The 17681-nt window shown below is 65.0% G+C and carries 17 protein-coding genes; 7 read left to right on the top strand and 10 right to left on the bottom strand.

All coding sequences use genetic code 11. From position 1 onward, the window contains the following. Nucleotides 1–152: 152 nt before the first annotated feature. Nucleotides 153–776: a TetR/AcrR family transcriptional regulator gene (locus tag CXX84_RS09915; RefSeq protein ID WP_411266205.1), complete on the bottom strand. Its 624-nt coding sequence runs from the start codon at nucleotides 774–776 to the stop codon at nucleotides 153–155. A gap of 124 nt (nucleotides 777–900) precedes the next feature. Between CXX84_RS09915 and CXX84_RS09910 the strand changes: the two genes are divergently transcribed. The 6 genes from CXX84_RS09910 to CXX84_RS09885 all read left to right on the top strand — a co-directional run bounded on the left by CXX84_RS09910 (nucleotide 901) and on the right by CXX84_RS09885 (nucleotide 6107). Next, on the top strand, nucleotides 901–1458 hold the full coding sequence (locus CXX84_RS09910; protein ID WP_102976527.1) for an NAD(P)H-dependent oxidoreductase: 558 nt from the start codon (nucleotides 901–903) through the stop codon (nucleotides 1456–1458). Nucleotides 1459–1571: 113 nt separating this feature from the next. Beyond that, nucleotides 1572–2816 (top strand): non-homologous end-joining DNA ligase, encoded by a 1245-nt coding sequence (ligD, locus tag CXX84_RS09905; RefSeq protein WP_102976526.1) that lies wholly within the window; start codon nucleotides 1572–1574, stop codon nucleotides 2814–2816. A 153-nt stretch (nucleotides 2817–2969) separates the two neighbouring features. After that, nucleotides 2970–3791, top strand: coding sequence for a hypothetical protein (locus tag CXX84_RS19310; RefSeq protein WP_223253050.1), 822 nt, complete (start codon nucleotides 2970–2972; stop codon nucleotides 3789–3791). A 66-nt stretch (nucleotides 3792–3857) separates the two neighbouring features. After that, entirely contained in the window at nucleotides 3858–5150 is a 1293-nt protein-coding gene (locus CXX84_RS09895; protein WP_102976525.1) for a PLP-dependent aminotransferase family protein, read from the top strand. 44 nt (nucleotides 5151–5194) lie between these two features. Further along, nucleotides 5195–5623 (top strand): universal stress protein, encoded by a 429-nt coding sequence (locus tag CXX84_RS09890; RefSeq protein WP_102976524.1) that lies wholly within the window; start codon nucleotides 5195–5197, stop codon nucleotides 5621–5623. Nucleotides 5624–5771: 148 nt separating this feature from the next. Further along, entirely contained in the window at nucleotides 5772–6107 is a 336-nt protein-coding gene (locus tag CXX84_RS09885; RefSeq protein WP_102976523.1) for a hypothetical protein, read from the top strand. Between the two features lie 8 nt (nucleotides 6108–6115). Here the strand turns inward: CXX84_RS09885 and CXX84_RS09880 are convergent, their stop codons facing one another. The 7 genes from CXX84_RS09880 to CXX84_RS09850 all read right to left on the bottom strand — a co-directional run bounded on the left by CXX84_RS09880 (nucleotide 6116) and on the right by CXX84_RS09850 (nucleotide 15066). After that, on the bottom strand, nucleotides 6116–6733 hold the full coding sequence (locus CXX84_RS09880; protein ID WP_102976522.1) for a phosphatase PAP2 family protein: 618 nt from the start codon (nucleotides 6731–6733) through the stop codon (nucleotides 6116–6118). A gap of 9 nt (nucleotides 6734–6742) precedes the next feature. Then, nucleotides 6743–8230 carry a dihydrolipoamide acetyltransferase family protein gene (locus CXX84_RS09875; protein ID WP_102976521.1) on the bottom strand — a complete coding sequence of 496 codons (1488 nt, stop codon included), beginning with the start codon at nucleotides 8228–8230 and terminating at the stop codon, nucleotides 6743–6745. A 21-nt stretch (nucleotides 8231–8251) separates the two neighbouring features. Continuing rightward, complete coding sequence (locus CXX84_RS09870; RefSeq protein ID WP_102976520.1) at nucleotides 8252–9232, bottom strand: alpha-ketoacid dehydrogenase subunit beta; 981 nt, start codon at nucleotides 9230–9232, stop codon at nucleotides 8252–8254. After that, on the bottom strand, nucleotides 9232–10476 hold the full coding sequence (pdhA, locus tag CXX84_RS09865) for a pyruvate dehydrogenase (acetyl-transferring) E1 component subunit alpha (protein ID WP_102976519.1): 1245 nt from the start codon (nucleotides 10474–10476) through the stop codon (nucleotides 9232–9234). The genes CXX84_RS09870 and pdhA overlap by 1 nt, the downstream gene beginning before the upstream one ends. A 151-nt stretch (nucleotides 10477–10627) precedes the next feature. After that, nucleotides 10628–11746: a histidinol-phosphate transaminase gene (locus CXX84_RS09860; protein WP_102976518.1), complete on the bottom strand. Its 1119-nt coding sequence runs from the start codon at nucleotides 11744–11746 to the stop codon at nucleotides 10628–10630. A 60-nt stretch (nucleotides 11747–11806) separates the two neighbouring features. Further along, nucleotides 11807–13693 (bottom strand): pectinesterase family protein, encoded by a 1887-nt coding sequence (locus tag CXX84_RS09855; RefSeq protein ID WP_102976517.1) that lies wholly within the window; start codon nucleotides 13691–13693, stop codon nucleotides 11807–11809. Further along, nucleotides 13693–15066: a polysaccharide lyase family 1 protein gene (locus CXX84_RS09850; RefSeq protein ID WP_102976516.1), complete on the bottom strand. Its 1374-nt coding sequence runs from the start codon at nucleotides 15064–15066 to the stop codon at nucleotides 13693–13695. The genes CXX84_RS09855 and CXX84_RS09850 overlap by 1 nt, the downstream gene beginning before the upstream one ends. A gap of 256 nt (nucleotides 15067–15322) precedes the next feature. Between CXX84_RS09850 and CXX84_RS09845 the strand changes: the two genes are divergently transcribed. Further along, nucleotides 15323–15748 carry a phage holin family protein gene (locus tag CXX84_RS09845; RefSeq protein WP_102976515.1) on the top strand — a complete coding sequence of 142 codons (426 nt, stop codon included), beginning with the start codon at nucleotides 15323–15325 and terminating at the stop codon, nucleotides 15746–15748. A 60-nt stretch (nucleotides 15749–15808) separates the two neighbouring features. Here CXX84_RS09845 and CXX84_RS09840 read toward each other — a convergent pair whose 3' ends face one another. Together CXX84_RS09840 and CXX84_RS09835 are read right to left on the bottom strand one after the other, a co-directional pair. Then, nucleotides 15809–17179 carry a hypothetical protein gene (locus tag CXX84_RS09840; protein WP_102976514.1) on the bottom strand — a complete coding sequence of 457 codons (1371 nt, stop codon included), beginning with the start codon at nucleotides 17177–17179 and terminating at the stop codon, nucleotides 15809–15811. Further along, nucleotides 17180–17482, bottom strand: a complete 303-nt coding sequence (locus CXX84_RS09835; protein ID WP_102976628.1) for a hypothetical protein — start codon at nucleotides 17480–17482, stop codon at nucleotides 17180–17182. Nucleotides 17483–17681: the final 199 nt, after the last annotated feature.

Below are 17681 nucleotides of genomic sequence, written 5' to 3'. Positions count from 1 at the left end.
GGCCTAGCCCTGGTGGACTATGTCGGGGGTCACATTCCAGAGGAAACTATCACAAGCTGGAAGGGAAACTGCGAGCCGGGACACCGAAAGTTACCCGCCCGTATCAGATCGTTATGAATAGTTCTGTGAAGTTGGTGTGACTGGACTGAAGGTTACGGGTGGCGTAATCTGCCATCTCCCACCACCCGTGTGACAAGATCCCGCCATGAAGCTGCAAGCCGGTCGGCCGTGATGTGGTGACCCTTGACCAGTGTCAGCAGGCGCTCCGGATCGAGCGTGGCGCTCAAGGCGCTGGCCATGAGCCAGGGATCGCCGTCGAAGCCTTCTTCACGCAGCAGCACCTCGATGTGACGGTGCCACAGTGCGGCAGGCGGGGCTTCGAAGCGTCCGCGCGCAGCGTTTTCGGCTGCAAGCACCAGCTCGCCATACTCCATGACATAAAGAATCCGTTCCGCACCGAACGCAATAAGCCGGTCCAGCCCGCGGGCGCCCGGCCCCAGCGGCGGCGGGCCAAACATGAAGCGGGCCTGGAATGCTGCCTCGGACTCGCTGAGGAGGGTCAGCATCAGTCCGGCCCGGCTGCCAAACCGCCGGAAAACCGTCCCCTTGCCGACGCCGGCCTGCTCCGCGAGCCTGTCCATTGTCAGCCCTTCGGCACCGCATTCCTCGACAAGCTCCCGGGCAGCCTTCAGCAGGCGCTCCCGGTTACGGGCGGCATCGCTGCGTTCGGTGAGCGGCTCGGGGCCTAATCCGGGCCGCAGTGGGATGAAGCTCACAGCAGTCATTCTAGACCCTGGGAATATTAAACGGACTGCGGTCCGTTTAGTCTGGGTGAAGGCACTTACTGCCTCTGCTTTTGAATTGGCCGCGGCTCCCCGCGGCCCCAACCCGGGAGTTCACATGACCAAGAGCACTGTCCTCACCCTTGTCGGCAGCCTTCGCGCCGAGTCCACGAACCAGAAGCTGGCCGAAGCAATCCAGCTCAACGCGCCCGAGCAGGTGGACGTAGTCATCCACGGAAGCCTCGGCAACATCCCGTTCTACAACGAGGACATTGACGTCGAAGGCCAGGTGCCCGAGGCTGCCGCCGCCCTGCGCGCGGCAGCCAATGAGGCGGACACGCTGTTGCTCGTTACCCCGGAGCATAACGGCACCGTTCCCGCAGCACTGAAGAACGCCATTGACTGGCTGTCCCGCCCCTTCGGTGCCGGCGCCCTCGCAGGCAAGCCCACCGCCGTCGTCGGGACCGCATTCGGCCAGTACGGCGGGGTCTGGGCCCAGGACGAGGCCCGTAAGGCTGCCGGCATCGCCGGGGCCCAGGTCCTCGAGGACGTCAAGCTCGCCGTGCCGGGCTCCATGGTGCGCTTTGCCGAGGTCCACCCGAAAGACGATGCAGAGGTTGTGGAGCAGATCAAGGGCGTGTTTGACGCCCTCACCGCTGCGCAGCCCGCAGCCTGACCGGATTCCCCCGGTGCCCGGCGCAGCCCTTGCGCCGGGCACTTCGTTTAACGCCCCCCGATCCTTGAACTGCTGCTCTGGCTGCAGCCTGCGATGGTTGCTACCGTGACCGCATGAGCCCCTCAAAGACCCCGGCCGAGATCCTCACCGTTGCCGGCAAAGAGGTCCGGATTTCCAGCCCGGACAAGGTGCTGTTTCCCGGGCCGGGGCTGACGAAGCTGGACCTGGTGCAGTACTACCTGGCCGTGGCGGATGGTGCACTCCGTGGTGCCGGCGGGCGCCCGATGGTCCTCAAGCGCTTCCCCAAGGGCATCGACGCTGAGCCGTTCTTCCAAAAGCGCGTGCCGGAGAACCACCCGGACTTCATCGATACGGCCACACTGCGTTACGCGTCGGGGACCTCAGCAGAGGAGGCAGTGATCCGGGACGCTGCAGGCCTGGCGTGGGTGGTTAACCTCGGCTGCCTCGACCTGAATCCCCATCCGGTCCGCGCGGAGGACCTTGAACACCCCGACGAGCTTCGCGTGGACCTTGATCCCATGCCGGGTGTGGACTGGTCGCAGATCGTGGACGCTGCGTTCGTGGCGCGGGACGTGCTCGGGGATGCAGGCCTGGTGGGTTGGCCAAAGACCAGCGGGTCACGGGGGCTTCACATCCTGGTGCGGATCGCGCCGCAGTGGTCCTACCGGGACGTGCGCCTGGCGGCCGAAACCCTTGCCCGGGAAGTGGAGAACCGGGCGCCCGGGCTTGCCACCGCCCGGTGGTGGAAGGAGGAGCGCGGCGAAAGCGTCTTTGTGGACTTCAACCAAAACGCGAAGGACCGGACGGTTGCTTCCGCCTATTCGGTGCGGCCACTGCCGGACGCCAGGGTCTCCACCCCGTTGACGTGGGAGGAGGTCCGCACCGCCCGGCCCGAACAGTTCACGGTTCTCACCGTGCCACAGCGCTTCGCGGACATCGGTGATCCGCATGCAGGTATTGATGACGCCACGGGTGCACTGGACGGGCTCCTGGCGCTGGCCGCGGAGCTTGGCCCGGCTGAGAAGCCCCCGCGCAGCGGCGACGGCTCAGGCCGCCGGCAGTCGACCATGCCGCTGATCGAAGTCGCCAGGACCAGGACCAAACCGGAGGCGCTTGCCGCCCTGGACGAGTGGAAATCCCGGCACGCGGGCCTTGTCCGGGCCCTGGAGCCTGCGGATGTCCTGGTGGACGGGATGCGTGGCTCGAGCTCGCTCTGGTACCGGGTGCGGGTGAACCTGCAGCACATCCCAGAGGCGGAGCGTCCGGCGCAGGAGGAGCTCATCGCAGATTACGATCCCTGGGCGGGCAGGGAGTGGCCTGGCCGGCCGGCCTCCTGAAGGCCGGGGGTCCGGCACTCGCTGCCGGAACACCGCTGCCGCCGCGGCACCGTGACCAACTCTTGTCCTAACCGGTACCTCTGCGGCATTTCCGTGTTCAAGCACCGGCCGTAACGTTAATCCACCGGACCGGGACAGGATTGCGGGGCAGGCATGCCGGCAAGGTGGAGTGAAGGACGACGGCGGGCAGGGCTGCGCGCGGCCGCAGCAGCGGGCTTGGCACTTCCGTTCTGGCTCGGCGCTTGCGGGATACAGCCCTCTCCCGGCTCCGCGCCCGCACCTTCCGCTCCGCTGGCGATCAGTAGCAGCACTCCGCCCGCTGCACCGCTGCCTGCCGCCCCTGCATCCCAGCTGCCGGATCCTGCACCAGCAGGTACGGCCGGTTCTTCAGAACCCTGGACGGACCCGGCGCCGCCCGGCCTCTCCGCCGGCCCCCGGACGCTACCCGCCCCGGCATCAAGTGCCCCCGAAACAACGGCCGCCGCTCCGGAAAGCGGGCAGGAGACTGAAGACCGGGAAACGCCCACCTCTCCCGGGCCCACCATCCGGGCAGGCACCACAACAACGGTGATCTCGTACTACGTACTCCTCGACGACGGCGGCAAGAACGGCGTGCGCTTTGGCTGCAACGACAGCCTGGTGGGCATAGCCCACGAAACCGCCGCTGAAGGGGAGGCCCTTCCTGCTGCGGTCGGAGCCCTGCTGCGGTCCCCGGGCAGGGCAGCGCTCCCGGAGCAGGACCGGGAGCTGTACAACGCCCTGGCCGCTTCGCGGCTGAAGTTCCTCTCGGGCAGCTTCGATGGCACCACCGTTACGGTGTACCTTGCCGGCACCCTTCGGCCGGGCGGAGCCTGTGACCTTCCCCGGCTGGAAGCCCAGCTTACGCAGACGGCGGTGGCAGCCGCAGGTGCGATCAGGGCAGAAATCTACGTCAACGGACGTAGCCTGGCTGATGCTTTGGCGCTCGATCATTAGCCGACGGCAGGCCTTGAGATAAACAACTGTTGCTTTTTAGGCAACACCTCGCTGTATCCTGATGATGTGAGCCACGAGACACTCGACGCCGCAGCAGGGACGCTGCCAGCAGAAGCCATTGATGCCATCGAACGGGCGGCGACGTCCGCACACCGCCATGAAGAACTCTTTTCAGAACGGGCCGCCAACATCCGGCAGTCAGCAGTGCGCGATGTCTTTGACATCTCCATGCGGCCTGGCCTTGTCTCCCTCGCCGGCGGAAGCCCCTACCTGCAGTCCCTGCCGTTGGACAGGCTGGCGGCTACGGCGGCGAAAATCATCGGGGAGGACGGCCTGACGGCCCTGCAGTACAGCAGCGGCCAGGGGTCCGAGGAGCTCCGTACCCAGATTTGTGAGGTGATGGCCGCAGAAGGCATCCGGGACGCGCTGCCTCAGAATGTGGTGATCACCGCCGGCTCGCAATCCGCACAGGACGTCGCCACCAAAGTCTTCTGCAACCCCGGCGACGTGGTCCTCGTCGAGGATCCAACCTATGTGGGCGCTCTCAACACCTTCGAGGCATACCAGGTCCAGGTGGAAACGGTGGGGATGGACAGCGACGGACTGGTTCCCGAGCTGCTCGAGGCAAGGATTGCGGCCCTGCAACTGGCCGGCAAAAACATCAAGTTCCTCTACACCATCCCCAACTTCAACAACCCCTCCGGGATTACGCTGGCCAGGGAGCGGCGCCAGCAGGTGGTTAACATATGCCGCAAAGCGAATATTTTGGTCCTCGAGGACAACCCTTACGGCCTGCTGCGTTATTCCGGCGAAGCCTTGACGCCCCTCCGCGCGGACAACCCGGACGACGTTATCTACATGGGTTCCTTCTCAAAAATCTTTGCGCCCGGGCTGCGGATTGGCTGGGCACTCGTCCCCGAACACCTGCAGCGCCGTTACTACCTGGCCGCGGAATCAGTGACCCTGTGCCCGCCGGCATTCAACCAAATGCTCGTCTCCGCGTACCTGCGCGAGTACGACTGGAAGGGCCAGATCGAGACGTACCGTGGACTGTACGCCGAACGCTGCAGCGCCATGCTCTCTGCCCTGGCCGGCCACATGCCGGCCGGGACCACCTGGACCGATCCTGAAGGCGGCTTCTTTGTGTGGGTGACACTGCCGGAAGGCATCGACACCTATCCCCTGCTGCACAAGGCAATCGACGCCGGCGTCGTGTTCATCCCGGGCGCCGCCTTCACGCCGTCGGACGAACCGTCCAACAAGCTGCGCCTTGCCTTCAGTGCCGTGCCACCGGAAGCCATCGAGGAAGGTGTGCGCCGCCTGGCACCGGTGCTTCAGGAAGCCATCGCCGCGCTGTAGCGTAGGCGTGACCAGCGCTACAGAAACCAAGCAAAGGAGCACACATGAGCGGAATCATCGTTGTAGGGGTGGACGGCAGCGCAACTGCAAAAAAGGCAGCCGAGTCAGCGCGAGATCTTGCAGCAGCCCTCGGCGCCTCACTCCACGTGGTGTCAGCCTTCGACAGTGACAAGACCGAAGTTTTCGGCAGCGGCAGTGACCGCTGGATCGTGTCCGACGCAGATGCAGCGGAGCATGTGGCGCGGACAGTGGCGGAATCGCTGGGCAGGGACGTCAAGGTATCGTACTCTGCCGCCCGCGGCAGGCCTGCGGACGCGCTCATCAAGGAAGCCCTGCGGACGGAAGCGCGGATCATCGTGGTGGGAAACCGCCGGATGCATGGCATCGGGCGCGTGCTTGGCAGCGTAGCCAACAGCGTCGCCCACAACGCACCCTGTGACGTCTACATCGCCAACACCTACGACGCCGACTAGCAGACTTTTCGGACACCATGCGGAAGACACGCCTCCGCATGGTGTCCGTTCTCACCCCTGAAACCGCGTTCTCGGGCAAACCCGGGCGATAAAATTGAAAAGCCCCCAACGGTGCGGACACCAGCAACCACCACCACCGAGGGGCACCATGATTTCTCTCCAGCGCCGACACCTGCCCGGACACGACATTCTCCTTGCCCGGCACGGCAACCACATCTGCTCCATGCGTGTTGACCACAGCAATGACCGCGTGGTGGCTTTGCTGGACGACGGCAGCGTGGACAGCGCGCCCAACCTCATCACGCCCGGGCTCAAGCTTCCCGAGACCGTAGGCAGCGTGCTGCGCGAAGACTGGAAACTCCTGACGGCCTGGGCCGGCATGGCAACGGCCATGGCTGTCCTCATGACGGGCGCAGCAGTGGCCCTGGGCACGTCGGTGGACCCGGCCTCCCTGGAAATGCTGACGGCTTACACCGCCTACTGAGGTCCGGCCTACGCCACCATCCACTTCTGGAGTGCCCACCAGATCCCGGCCATCACCACGCCCCCAAAGAGCGATCCGGCGACCACCTGGGCAGCAGAATGCGCGCGCAGCACCACCCTGGACCAGCCGACGGCAGGTATCAGGAGCAGCAGCGGGAGCCACACCGGCCCGAGCATAAGCACACCGATCACTGCAGCTGAAGACATGGCAGCCGCATGCCCGCTGATCTTCCAGAACGGGCTGACTCCGGCCAGCACCACTACCCCCGACACCACTGCGAGCACCATCGCCACAACACTGTGCGGCGCACCCGCTGCCGTGAGGACCAGGAGCCCGGCCAGGATGGAGGCCAGCGCCATCAGGAGCACAGGCGCCCGCTGCCGGCGGTCACTGACAAGGTGATCGGTTACCTTTCCCTGCCGGACCAGCATCAGCAGGACAAACAGCGGAAGCACACAGACGAACAGCGCGGCCAGCGCGCCGTAGCCCATGGTTCCCGGGAAGCCGGGCTGCGACACGGGGCTGACCAGCAGCTGGACGCTCACCACCACCGGAGGCTGGAACGCCTCCGTCAGCCAGCGGGCGGTCCTGTTCTTTGCCCGGATGGCACTGTTATTGATGGCCACTGCGCTGCCCTAGTCCAGGAGGAGGGCAGGCTCCTCCAGGATGGCGGCGACATCGGCCATGAAGCGGGCGGACAGGTCGCCGTCCACCACCCGGTGGTCGAAGGAACCGCCGAGTGTGGTGATCCAGCGCGGGATCACTTCCCCGTCAAGGACCCAGGGCTTCTGCTTGATGGTTCCAAAGGCCACAATGGCAACCTCGCCCGGGTTGATGATGGGCGTGCCGGTATCGATTCCCAAGGCTCCGATGTTGGTGATGGTGAGCGTTCCGCCCTGCATTTCGGCAGGTTTGGTCTTTCCCGCCCTGGCAGTGACGGCCAAATTGTTCAGCGCAAGCGCCAGTTCCTTCAGGGACAGGTCCTGGGCGTTCTTGATGTTCGGCACCATTAGGCCGCGCGGAGTGGCGGCAGCAATGCCTAGGTTCATGTAGTGCTTGACCTGGATCTCTGCGCCGTCAGTCCCGTCGGCATCGTCCACCCACGTGGCATTGACGCTGGGGTTCCGTGCGGCCGCCCAGATCACTGCCTTGGCAAGGATGAGCAGCGGGGACACCTTGATGCCCTCAAAGTCCCGCGAGGCCTTGAGCCTCTTGACGAATTCCATGGTGCGGCTGGCATCCACGTCCACGAAGATGCTGACATGCGGTGCTGCGAAGGCCGAGTCCACCATTGCTTTTGCCGTAGCTTTACGGACACCCTTGACCGGGATCCGCTCGATCCGCTGGTCCTGCGGCTTGCCCGCCTTGCCCCAAAAGCCGTCCGCCTTGTCCAGTTCCGCGTCCCGCTGGGCCTGGTAGCTCACCAGGTCCTCGCGGGTCACCTCGCCGCGGGACCCGGTGGCCACCACATCCGCCAGGTCGATGCCCAGATCCCGCGCAATCTTGCGCACCGGCGGCTTTGCGAGCACCCGGTTAACCAGGCCGGTGATGGTGCCGCCGAAGGTCGGGCGGTTGTCCACGGCGTCGGCCGGGCTGGTTGCCGGGCCCGCAGCCTGCGTCACTTCGGCCGCTGAATGGGGCTGGACGGGTTCCACCTCGGGGGCGTTGGCGGTGATGGCAGAAGCGGGCGCCGCCTTCCGCGGACGGCGCTTGACGGCGTCGGCCTTGGGGCCGGAGCCCACCAGCGGGCCGCCCGCTAAGGCGCTGTCCGTGGCCGGCGCACTGTCCGTTGTGCCGTCGTCGGACGCTGGAAGCCTGCCGTAGAGCGGCTGCGCTGGAGCCTCCGGCGCGCGGACATCGGCCGGGCTCGGGTCTCCGGCAACGTCGTCGCTGACGCTGATGATGGCAGTGCCGACGTCGATGGTCACCCCTTCAGGAACCAGCAGTTCGGTGACGGTCCCGGCGAAGGGTGAGGGCAGTTCCACGAGGGACTTGGCAGTCTCTATCTCGCAGAGGACGTCATTGATGGCGACGGCGTCACCCGGCTTGACCTTCCAGGAGACGATTTCGGCCTCGGTGAGGCCTTCGCCGACGTCAGGCAGGTTGAACTTGTTGAGAGTCATGGTGTCCTCGGTTGGGAAGCCTCAGTAGGAAAGGGCGCGGTCCAGCGCCTCCAGGATGCGATCGATGTCCGGAAGGTAGTCTTCCTCCACCTTGGCAACCGGGTAGGGCATATGGAAGCCGCCCACGCGGATCACCGGGGCTTCGAGGGAATGGAAGGCCCGCTCGCTGATCCGGGCAGCGATTTCGCCGCCGATTCCACCGAAGGTGGGGGCCTCGTGGGCCACGATCAGGCGGCCCGTCTTCTGGACCGAGGCGGTGACGGTATCAAAGTCGATGGGTGAGATGGACCGCAGGTCGATCACCTCCACGCTCCGGCCGTCCTCCGCCGCGGCGTTCGCGGCAGCCAAGGCAACGGGGACCAGCGGGCCGTAAGCCACCACGGTGGCGTCCGTCCCGCTCCGGAGCACATGGGCCTTAAAAGGATCACCGGAAGGGCCGGGGCTCTCGATGTCCACATCCCCCTTTAGCCAGTAGCGGCGCTTTGGTTCGAAGACAATGACCGGATCCTGGCACTCCACGGCCTGCTGGATCATCCAGTAGGCATCATGCGGGTTGGACGGGGTGATGATGCGCAGCCCTGCCGTGTGGGCGAAGAGCGCCTCCGGCGACTCGGAGTGGTGCTCAACGGATCCGATACCGCCGCCATAAGGAATGCGGATAACGACCGGGACGGTGAGATTGCCGTTGCTTCGCGCGTGCATCTTGGCCAGCTGCGTGGTGATCTGGTTGAAACCGGGGAAGACGAATCCGTCGAACTGTATCTCGCACACCGGCCGGTACCCGCGCAGGGCAAGGCCAATGGCGGTTCCGATGATGCCCGATTCGGCCAGCGGCGTATCCACCACCCGATCCGGACCAAATTCACCGATCAGCCCATCAGTCACCCGGTAGACCCCGCCCAAGGGACCGATGTCCTCACCCATCAACAGGGACTTTGGATTCCGGCTGAGCGTTGCGCGGAGGCCTTCATTGATCGCCTTGGCAATGGTCATGGTGGTCATCAGTGGCCTGCCTTTGCTGCCGGCTGTCCCGAAGCCGCAGCTGCCGGCTCTTCGCCTGCGAATCCTGCAGCGTATTCCTCAAACCAGGCAAGTTCCTCAGCCACCAGGGGGTGCGCTTCGGCATAGGTGTTGGCGAAGGCGGAACGGATGTCCGGGGTTTCCAGATCATGGGTAGTGCGCCGGACGTATGCGGCGAGTTCATCGCCGTCGGCCTTCACCTTGGCAAAGAAACCGTCGTCGGCCAGCCCTTCGGACCGCAGGTACTTTTCCACCCTGGCCAAGGGGTCTTTCGCCCGCCAGGCATCCTCTTCGGCCGACTGGCGGTACTTGGTGGGGTCGTCCGCGGTGGTGTGGGCCCCCACACGGTAGGTGAAGGCCTCGATGAGGACCGGGCCTTTGCCTTGGCGCGCGTGCTCCAGGGCCCACTCGGTGACGGCATGCACGGCAATGACATCGTTCCCGTCCACACGGATGCCCGGGAACCCGTATCCCTTGGCGCGGTTGGACAGCGGCACGCGGGTCTGGACATTGGTGGGCACCGAGATGGCCCAGTGGTTGTTCTGGCAGAAGAACACCACCGGCGCATTGTAGGAGGATGCGAACACCATGGACTCGTGGACATCGCCTTCTGAGCTCGCCCCGTCACCGAAGTAGGCGATGACAGCAGCGTCCTGGCCGGTATCCGGAGTTCCGGACGCTCCTGCAAGCTTCTGGTCGCGCTGGATGCCCATGGCATAGCCGACGGCGTGGAGCGTCTGGGCGGCCAGGACAAGGGTGTACAGGTGGAAGTTTGTGTCCTTGGGGTTCCAGCCGCCGTTTGATACTCCGCGGAACTGCCGAAGCAGCTCGGCAAGGTCCACGTTGCGGGTCAGTGCCACGCCATGCTCGCGGTACGTGGGAAAGATGTAGTCCTGCGGCTGGCTCGCCCTGCCGGAGCCGATCTGTGCTGCTTCCTGGCCCGTCAGCGGGACCCAGAGCGCCAGCTGGCCCTGGCGCTGCAGGGCAGTTGCCTCTACATCGAACCGCCGGATTGCCGCCATATCCGCGTAGAGGCCACGGAGGGCTTCCGGGCTGATCTTTTCCGCGTACGGCGTGAAGACGGGGTCAAGGCCGAGCTTGCCGTCGGGGCCCAGGAGTTGGACCATTTGCGCGGGGGGTTCGCCCATGACCGCCTCGGCATCAGCCTCGCGCTGGTCGTCTACCGCTGTTCCGTCGAACTCGGTGGCAGGCAAATGTGCGCCCATACCGTCTCCTCGCTTGCCGCATGCGGATGCAGTGCAAAATGTTGCTGGGATATATGCCTCCAGAGGAATGGATTCCCGGCACGGCATATATATTGCTTTACTGATCCTAACTTTATCTTCAGTAGGTACGCGCCGACCTACTTGTTAAGCGCTAGGAACCCCGGGGCGCCTTTGTATAGTCTGCACACAGCCGGAGGAACCTGGCATTGGCCTCCGGCTCGCCGATACTTACCCTCACGCCTTCGCCCGGAAAAGCCCGCACGGACAGCGCCTGCGCGCCGGCCAGCTCTGCGAATCCGGCGCTGTCCTCACCCAGGTCCAGCCAGACGAAGTTTCCCTGCGCATCGGGGACAGCCCAGCCCAGGCTGCGAAGCCCTGCCGTGACACGCTCCCGCTCATCGACGAGGCTTTGTACCCTTCCTACAACCTGGCCGTAGTTTTGCAGGGAAACAATCGCGGCCTTTTCGGCGATCTGCGACACGGCGAAGGGAGTGGCGGCAACCCTGAGGTGCTGCGTAAGGCCGGGGTTGGACACGCTGTAGCCGACGCGGAGGCCAGCCAGCCCGTGTGCCTTCGAGAAGGTCCGCAGCACCGCCACATTGGGGTACTTCCGGTACATGGCGATGCCGTCCACAGCATCTTCTGCCCTGACGAATTCCTGGTAGGCCTCATCAATAACCACCACCACATGCGGGGGGACGAGCCGGATAAATTCCTCTGTTTCGGCAGCGCCGAGGACGGGTCCCGTGGGATTGTTGGGCGTGCACAGGAGGATCACTTTGGTCCGGCTTGTCACGGCGGCCGCCATCGCTGGGAGATCATGCCTGCCGTCAGCGGTCACCGGGACGGGCACGCCCCCGGCGCCTGACAGCCCGATGCTGATGGGATACGCCTCGAAGGAACGCCAGGCGTAGATCACTTCATCCGGCGTGCCGTCGTCGTTCCGTCCTGCGAATGTGGCAAGCAACTGGTTCAGCGCGCCCAGGCTGCCCGCGCCCGTGACGATATCCTCGGCAGGCACGTCCAGGAAAGCGGACAGCTCAGTGCGAAGCCTGGTGCTGAGAGGATCGGGGTAGCGGTTGAAGTCGGTCTGCTGCGCTATGGCCTCGAGGACGGCCGGAAGCGGGGGCAGCGGGTTCTCGTTTGACGACAACTTGTAACTGGCCATGCCATCAACCTCTGCGGGAGGTTTTCCGGCGGCGTAGCGGGGCAACCGGGCGACTACCGGACGGGGCTCGATACCGCCCTTGATGGTCTCAGAAGACGTCATGCAGACCAGCCTACTTCCCTCCCTGCAGGAGGGAAGCAGGCCGGTCCCGCACGACGTCGCCTACGCTCGGGACACCGCCGCGGTGCTGTCCGCCCGGGTGCCTGCCAGCTGGGGGCTCCAGCCGTCTGCCCCGCGAAGGTATTCCGCCAGCGTGAACTCCCCCGCCAGGGCCGGGTCAAGCTGCGGCCGGGCGGGGGTGATGCGGGATCCCGGGCCATTGTTGTTGAGTTCGTGGAAGCGCGCCTCCTGCCACGAGAACCCGCTCATGTCGGTCCAGGGCGCACCGGAAATGTGGGCTCCCAGCCACGAATCCCGGACAAGCACCTGGGCAATCGCGTCAACGTCACCACTCGGGTGCCAGGGCCGGCCCAGGTGGACTGTCCCGGCAGCTGCATCCGAAACGAACCGGCAGCCGGCAAACAGGTAGCCGTGCTTGATCTGGATGTTCAGGCTGCCCGCGGAAACGTAGCCGTTGTTGCTTTGCGAACCACGGTCCAGGGAACGGATTTCACAGCTTGAAAAGACTGCGGTACCCCGGCCGAAGATAAAGTCCACGTCCCCCTCGATATAGCTGTCGCTGAAGAAGAACCGCGCCTGCACCCCCCGTGACGGCGAATCAACCAACAGGGTGTCCTGGTTGCCCAGGCACCGGACGTTGCGCAGGACAGCACGGTCACCCGTCAGGAAGAGCGCTACTGCCTGCCGGTTCTTCATCTCCAGGTTCGCGGCTTCGTCGAAGTCGTTGCTGAACGTGAGATTGGCCGCCGTAAAGTCCGGCCCGTCAATCCGGACGCTCGCGCTTCCGCCCGTTCCATACGGACCGGTCCCGTCAGGTTTGGGAGTCCCGGAGGCGTTGTTGTGGACAAGCACAACATCCTCCGCTCTCTCTCCCAGCCCGATGAACGAGATTCGCGGCTTGTTGGCGGGAACCCGGATGGTTCCCCGATAGGTTCCCGGGGCGATCCGGATATGGGTGCGGCGGGTGCTGCCGGCCGGAACAGCGTCGACTGCGGCCTGCACGGTCTGGAACACGGATCCGGGCCCGACCTCCAGGATCACGGGCTTGTCGACCGGGCGTTCGCTGGGCCAGTGGATTCCCGCCAGGGGGTCCAGTCCGGCGTCAAGGTGCTGGAAGTATCCCGGCGGGAGTGCCTGTTGTTTCTGCAGCTCCACGGCAACCAGCCGTGCAACAGCCAGGGCTCCTTCCGCCTGGAAGTGGGTGTTGTCAGCAACGCCTTCCGGATACTGCGGATACTGGCCGGGGGCGGCATACAGGAAGTGGGACTTGGTTCCTTCGGCCCCAAGCTTTTGCCACAGGTCCTTCGAGGACGCGGTGAGGTCCACCAGGGGCGTTCCGGTAGCTGCGGCCAGTTCCCGGACTGCCTGCGGGTAGCTTCCATGCGAATCCTGGGCCACGCCAAGTGCACTGAACCTCCGGCGCTCCACGGGCGTTACCAGGACGGCCTTTGCCCCGCTTCCCGCGGCGCGGTCCAGGTACTTTTGCAGATATTCCTTGAAAGTGGTTTGCGGGTCGGTTCCCCTGGCAGGGTCCTGGACCTTTTCGTCATTGTGTCCGAAGGAGATGAGCAGGTAGTCGCCCGGCCGGAGCATGGCGCCAACTTCATCCAGGAGGCCGGCATCGGCGAAGCTCTTGGACGAAGCGCCGGACCATGCGTAGTCGAACACCTCGGCCTGTGGCCCCAGCAGCAGGGGGAGAGCCTGTCCCCAGCCTGCCCGGGGACGTTCGGAATGCTGGTAGGCGGAGGATGTTGAATCGCCCACGACGAATATCACCGGGTTGGGCCTGCTTCGCGGCGGCGCATTGACCGGGCGGACCGCTGCCTGCGAGCGCGCGGCGCCTGGCCCCGCGACTCCTGCTGCGGCGGTTACTGCTCCTGCCGCCACAGCAGCGAGGATGGAGCGGCGGCTGGGTTTCAGGCGGCGCATCAGCGTGCCTCCCCTGCCGTGAACACGGGTCCGACGGCGTCCGCCAGGAGGGCCGGAACCGCCTGGGCTGCGTTGACATGGGTGCGCAGAACCGGAGTCCAGGTGTCGTCTGCGCCCAGCTGCCGGTCGGCTGGAGCTGCTGCGTTGTAAGCTTCCCGGAGATCCACGATCTTGCCGTTTACCGCGTTTCCGATGGTGGTGATGACCTTCCCCTTGAAGTAGGAGATGAGGGATGAGGCGGGAATGCCGGCGGGGAGGGTGAACGCGTTGGCCTCGGCATACACGTGTGATTCAACCCCGGCCCCGAAGGTGTACCCGTAGGGCACGTCGGAGTCGGCGGAGGTCTTGAAGTGGTTGTTGTAGACGTCCACCTGCCCGTAGCGGACCCGGGGCGCCCGCTGGCCTACGTTATCGAACACATTGTGGTGAATGGTGACGCGCAGCTTGCCCACGTCACCGCGGCTGGTCGAATCGGTGGACCCGATGAGCAGGAGCTTGTCGTGCTCGGAGAAGCGGTTGTAGGACATGGTGACGAGGTCGGATCCGTTGGTGACGTCCACAGCTCCGTCGTGGACCTGGTAGGGCCGGCCGAAGTAGCTGGGCTGGGCGCTGTCCAGGTTGGGTGCGTCGGTGAAGTGGGAGTGGTCCACCCACACGTTGGTTGAGCCGTTGATGATCTGCAGCAGGTCATACTCGCTGTTCCAGTTACCGGTGGAGCCGTCCGTTGGATCCCAGGCCGGGAAGCAGTCGGCGGCATCCCGCACGGTGAGGTTGCGGAAGATCACGTTCCCTGCACGGTTGATGCGCAGCGCCGCCCCGGTGATGCTGCTGTCCGGACCGGCCCCGACGATGGTGGTATTGCCGGGGATGTCCCAGCGGATGGTGGATGCCTGCTTTGCAGCGGCAGCACGCCGGGCAGTCTCCTGGGGACCCGCCGGTTCGCTGGTTGTGCCGTACCTGACAGGATCAAAATCGTGCAGGTACTGTGCCAGGGAATACCCGGTGCCGGAGGCATAGTCCTCGCAACTAAGCGGGGATCCGTCCGCGGCCACGTTGGCCTTAATGTCACCGTGGACCCGGATAATTTTCGGGTCTGAGCCTCCGGAGGCGAAAGCTGCCAGCAGTTCGCTCCTGCTGGAAACGTCGTACACTCGCTCTGCGGTTGCTGCGGACCCGCCAGTGGTGCCCGTTCCCGCCGCTGCCCACCCGTCGTTTTGGGGCAGGACCTGACGTTCCAGCGGCTGCCGTGCAGTCTGGGCTGCAGGGTCCGCCTGCGGCGCCGGTGACGCGAACGAGGTGGCTGGCGCTGCGAGCAGCGATACCGCAATGGCAGCCACCACAGAGGCGGGGGCTATGGGCTTCTTGTTACGCATGATCTCTCTTCCTCCATTGGAATGAACCACGCTTCGGCGCAGGCCGCAGCCCGCACATAGGAAAGCGATTTCTCTACTATGAGAAACCGCTTTCTGAATGTCAAGGGTTTAGTCGAACGTTGACAGAATCCCTTGCGCATTTGTCACAAACTCCCCCGAAGGCGTGACAGGGGTCCGCAGGCGCAGGACGGAGCCTGCAGTCCATTGCCCGCCCGGCCCTGGTCCTGTGCACAGGCAGGTGTGAAAGCATTAGCGCATGCGCTCTTTCATTGGCCGGGTCATCATCAACGGACTGGCCCTGTGGGTAGCCAGCTGGATCCTTCCCGGGTTGGACATCTCCTCGTCGGCAACAACTGACGCGGTAGCCCGGACGGGTGTGGCACAGGGAACCGACTTGGCGGGAACTGCCTTGGCTTACCTGTTCATCGGCCTGATCTTCGGGTTGGTCAACGCATTCATCCGCCCCCTGGTGAGCATCCTGTCGCTCCCCATCACAATTCTGACACTGGGGCTCTTCACCATTGTCATCAGCGCCGCGATGCTTTACCTGACGTCCTGGATCAGCAGCTTCACACCGGTACAGTTCACCATCGATTCGTTCTTCTGGACGGCCGTGCTCGCTGCCATCATCATCACCCTGATCTCGCTGGTGGCCGGCCGGATCACTGGGGTCCGGCGGTAGCGCGCCACGTCATTCCGGCCCACGCCCAGGCTGCCACGACGGGGACAGCGCCAAGCCAGGTCATCGACCCCCATGTCCGCGCTCCGTCCTGCGGACGTCCGGGGCATGGAGATGAGGTGTGGGCGCCTTGCTGCGGGACAGGGAGAACCGCGTAGCCGTTGCGGTGCCGCCGGCGCCCAGCACGGCTCCCAGGGCCGCAGTGGATTGCACCAGCGAGGGGTCGCTGCTTGCTGAAACGAGCCGGGCGCCGTCCTGGTAGGTCGTGAGGGCATGGCCGGTGCCGAGGCCGCCCTCCCCTTCCACTGCCCTCGGGGCGTGGCCCATAGACACCGTCACACGCTCCTTCAAGTCCGGGTTGGGTGCACCGTCGGAGCCAGGCACCCAGTCTGCGCGGTGCTCAAGGTGAAGGGACTGCACCCCCGGCGCGGCGTTAATTCCGGCGACAGGGGAACCCGCTGTCAGGACGTACCGCAGGTCATATTGCCGGCGAAAGCTGGGATCGGCAGCCATGTTCATGGCGTGGATTCCACCTTGGCTGTATCCCACGGCAACCACCGGGTCTCCCTGCCCGGCGCCTGCAGCATCCAACGCCTGCAGGACCGCCAGGTTCATTTCCTCAGAGTCATAAAACAGTGCTTCACCCACCCCCGCTTCGTCGAGAGGGTTATCGCCGCCGGCGTCCAGGAACTCCGGCTGCGTGCCCGGAATCACCACCACAAAGGCTTTTTCGCCTCCATCCTGGACCTGGATGACCTCGATAAATCCCGGACCTCTGGCATCGATGAGCCGGATACGCTCCAGCAGGCCAGCCGGAGTGGAATCGAGGTCAACGGAAACCGTTTCTTGGCGGGCGACGACCAGGGGTCGATTGAGCGCGCCCGCATCATCCAGCACCTCCCACGGCCAAAGTTCTTTTTCAATGCGCCTCTTCACTCCGGAGGCGTCCAGCCCCAGGGATGCGACGAGGGTCTCCATCGTCTTCTCGTCAGCGGCGCCTGTAATGGACAGGTTCCTCAGTGCATTGCCGAGATCCGCGATGCTCATCATCCCCATAAACCGCTCGGCAGCAGCCACCGCCTCCGCCATTTCGTACTCCTGCCGGCACCTCCGGACCTGGCTGCTGATGTGCTGCAGTTCGGTCCGCACCGCGCGGAGGGTCCGCTCGGATTCACCCACTGCGTTCAGGGCCATGGTCCCGGTCCACCTGGGCAGGTCTTGGAAAGGAATGAGGTCTTGCCAGATGCGACGGATTTCTACTTCGGTCCCGGAAAGCTGCCCTGCCAGGGCATCCAGTTTTTCCGCGCCGGCAGCCAACTCCTCCAGCTGAAAGCTGATGCCGCCCACGCCGCCACGGATTGTGAGGGGGCCATCCTGTGCGGGGCCGGAAACCCTGATAGGCCCGCCGGTGCCGGACGGGGTGATCTCGGCCATCTAGAGCCTGCCAGGGTAGGAGCAGTCAGCCACCAGGGTCTCCCGGCTATGCCGTTCCACGGCCACCCTTGCTTCGGCAAGAGATACAAGGCACCGGCGCAGCGCCACCGCCTGGAGTGCCACGGTGTCCCGGTAGGCGCGTCCGGCCGGGGATTCCCACTGCAGCAGCTGGATGTCCCTGAACCCCGCCAGGATTTCCTCTCCGCTTACCAGGCAGGCGGCAACACGCGAGGCCAGCTGATCCACTTGGGAAGCACGGTGCATATCCGCCGCCAGGTCTGCACCCGCCACTTCACTGCTCACTTCGCACCGCCACAATGCCCGCTCCCATCGCGCAGTTGCCCCTTTCCATTCCGCCACCCTCGCCTTCCTCATTGCCCCAGCCGGCACGCTGCCGTCGCCGCCTTCCCTTCCCATGACGCTACGAAAGGATGGGTGCGGGCTAAAGGAACGCCGTGGCTATGTGGACAAGTAACGTGAAGAGTGCCGCTTAAGGGGCCGC

The sequence above is a fragment of the Arthrobacter sp. AFG7.2 genome (assembly GCF_002892835.1).
Taxonomy (GTDB): Bacteria; Actinomycetota; Actinomycetes; order Actinomycetales; family Micrococcaceae; genus Arthrobacter.
The sequence above is the reverse complement of the archived record's forward strand: the minus strand, read 5'-3'. Positions and strand labels throughout refer to the sequence as shown.

Bases quoted from the DNA above. Each gene is read 5' to 3' on its own strand.
- CXX84_RS19310 (WP_223253050.1), top strand. From the start codon at position 2,970: ATGCCGGCAAGGTGGAGTGAAGGACGACGGCGGGCAGGGCTGCGCGCG.
- CXX84_RS09890 (WP_102976524.1), top strand. From the start codon at position 5,195: ATGAGCGGAATCATCGTTGTAGGGGTGGACGGCAGCGCAACTGCAAAA.
- CXX84_RS09860 (WP_102976518.1), bottom strand. From the start codon at position 11,746: ATGACGTCTTCTGAGACCATCAAGGGCGGTATCGAGCCCCGTCCGGTA.
- ligD (WP_102976526.1), top strand. From the start codon at position 1,572: ATGAGCCCCTCAAAGACCCCGGCCGAGATCCTCACCGTTGCCGGCAAA.
- CXX84_RS09910 (WP_102976527.1), top strand. From the start codon at position 901: ATGACCAAGAGCACTGTCCTCACCCTTGTCGGCAGCCTTCGCGCCGAG.
- CXX84_RS09840 (WP_102976514.1), bottom strand. From the start codon at position 17,179: ATGGCCGAGATCACCCCGTCCGGCACCGGCGGGCCTATCAGGGTTTCC.
- CXX84_RS09885 (WP_102976523.1), top strand. From the start codon at position 5,772: ATGATTTCTCTCCAGCGCCGACACCTGCCCGGACACGACATTCTCCTT.
- CXX84_RS09850 (WP_102976516.1), bottom strand. From the start codon at position 15,066: ATGCGTAACAAGAAGCCCATAGCCCCCGCCTCTGTGGTGGCTGCCATT.
- CXX84_RS09875 (WP_102976521.1), bottom strand. From the start codon at position 8,230: ATGACTCTCAACAAGTTCAACCTGCCTGACGTCGGCGAAGGCCTCACC.
- CXX84_RS09855 (WP_102976517.1), bottom strand. From the start codon at position 13,693: ATGCGCCGCCTGAAACCCAGCCGCCGCTCCATCCTCGCTGCTGTGGCG.
- pdhA (WP_102976519.1), bottom strand. From the start codon at position 10,476: ATGGGCGCACATTTGCCTGCCACCGAGTTCGACGGAACAGCGGTAGAC.
- CXX84_RS09845 (WP_102976515.1), top strand. From the start codon at position 15,323: ATGCGCTCTTTCATTGGCCGGGTCATCATCAACGGACTGGCCCTGTGG.
- CXX84_RS09870 (WP_102976520.1), bottom strand. From the start codon at position 9,232: ATGACCACCATGACCATTGCCAAGGCGATCAATGAAGGCCTCCGCGCA.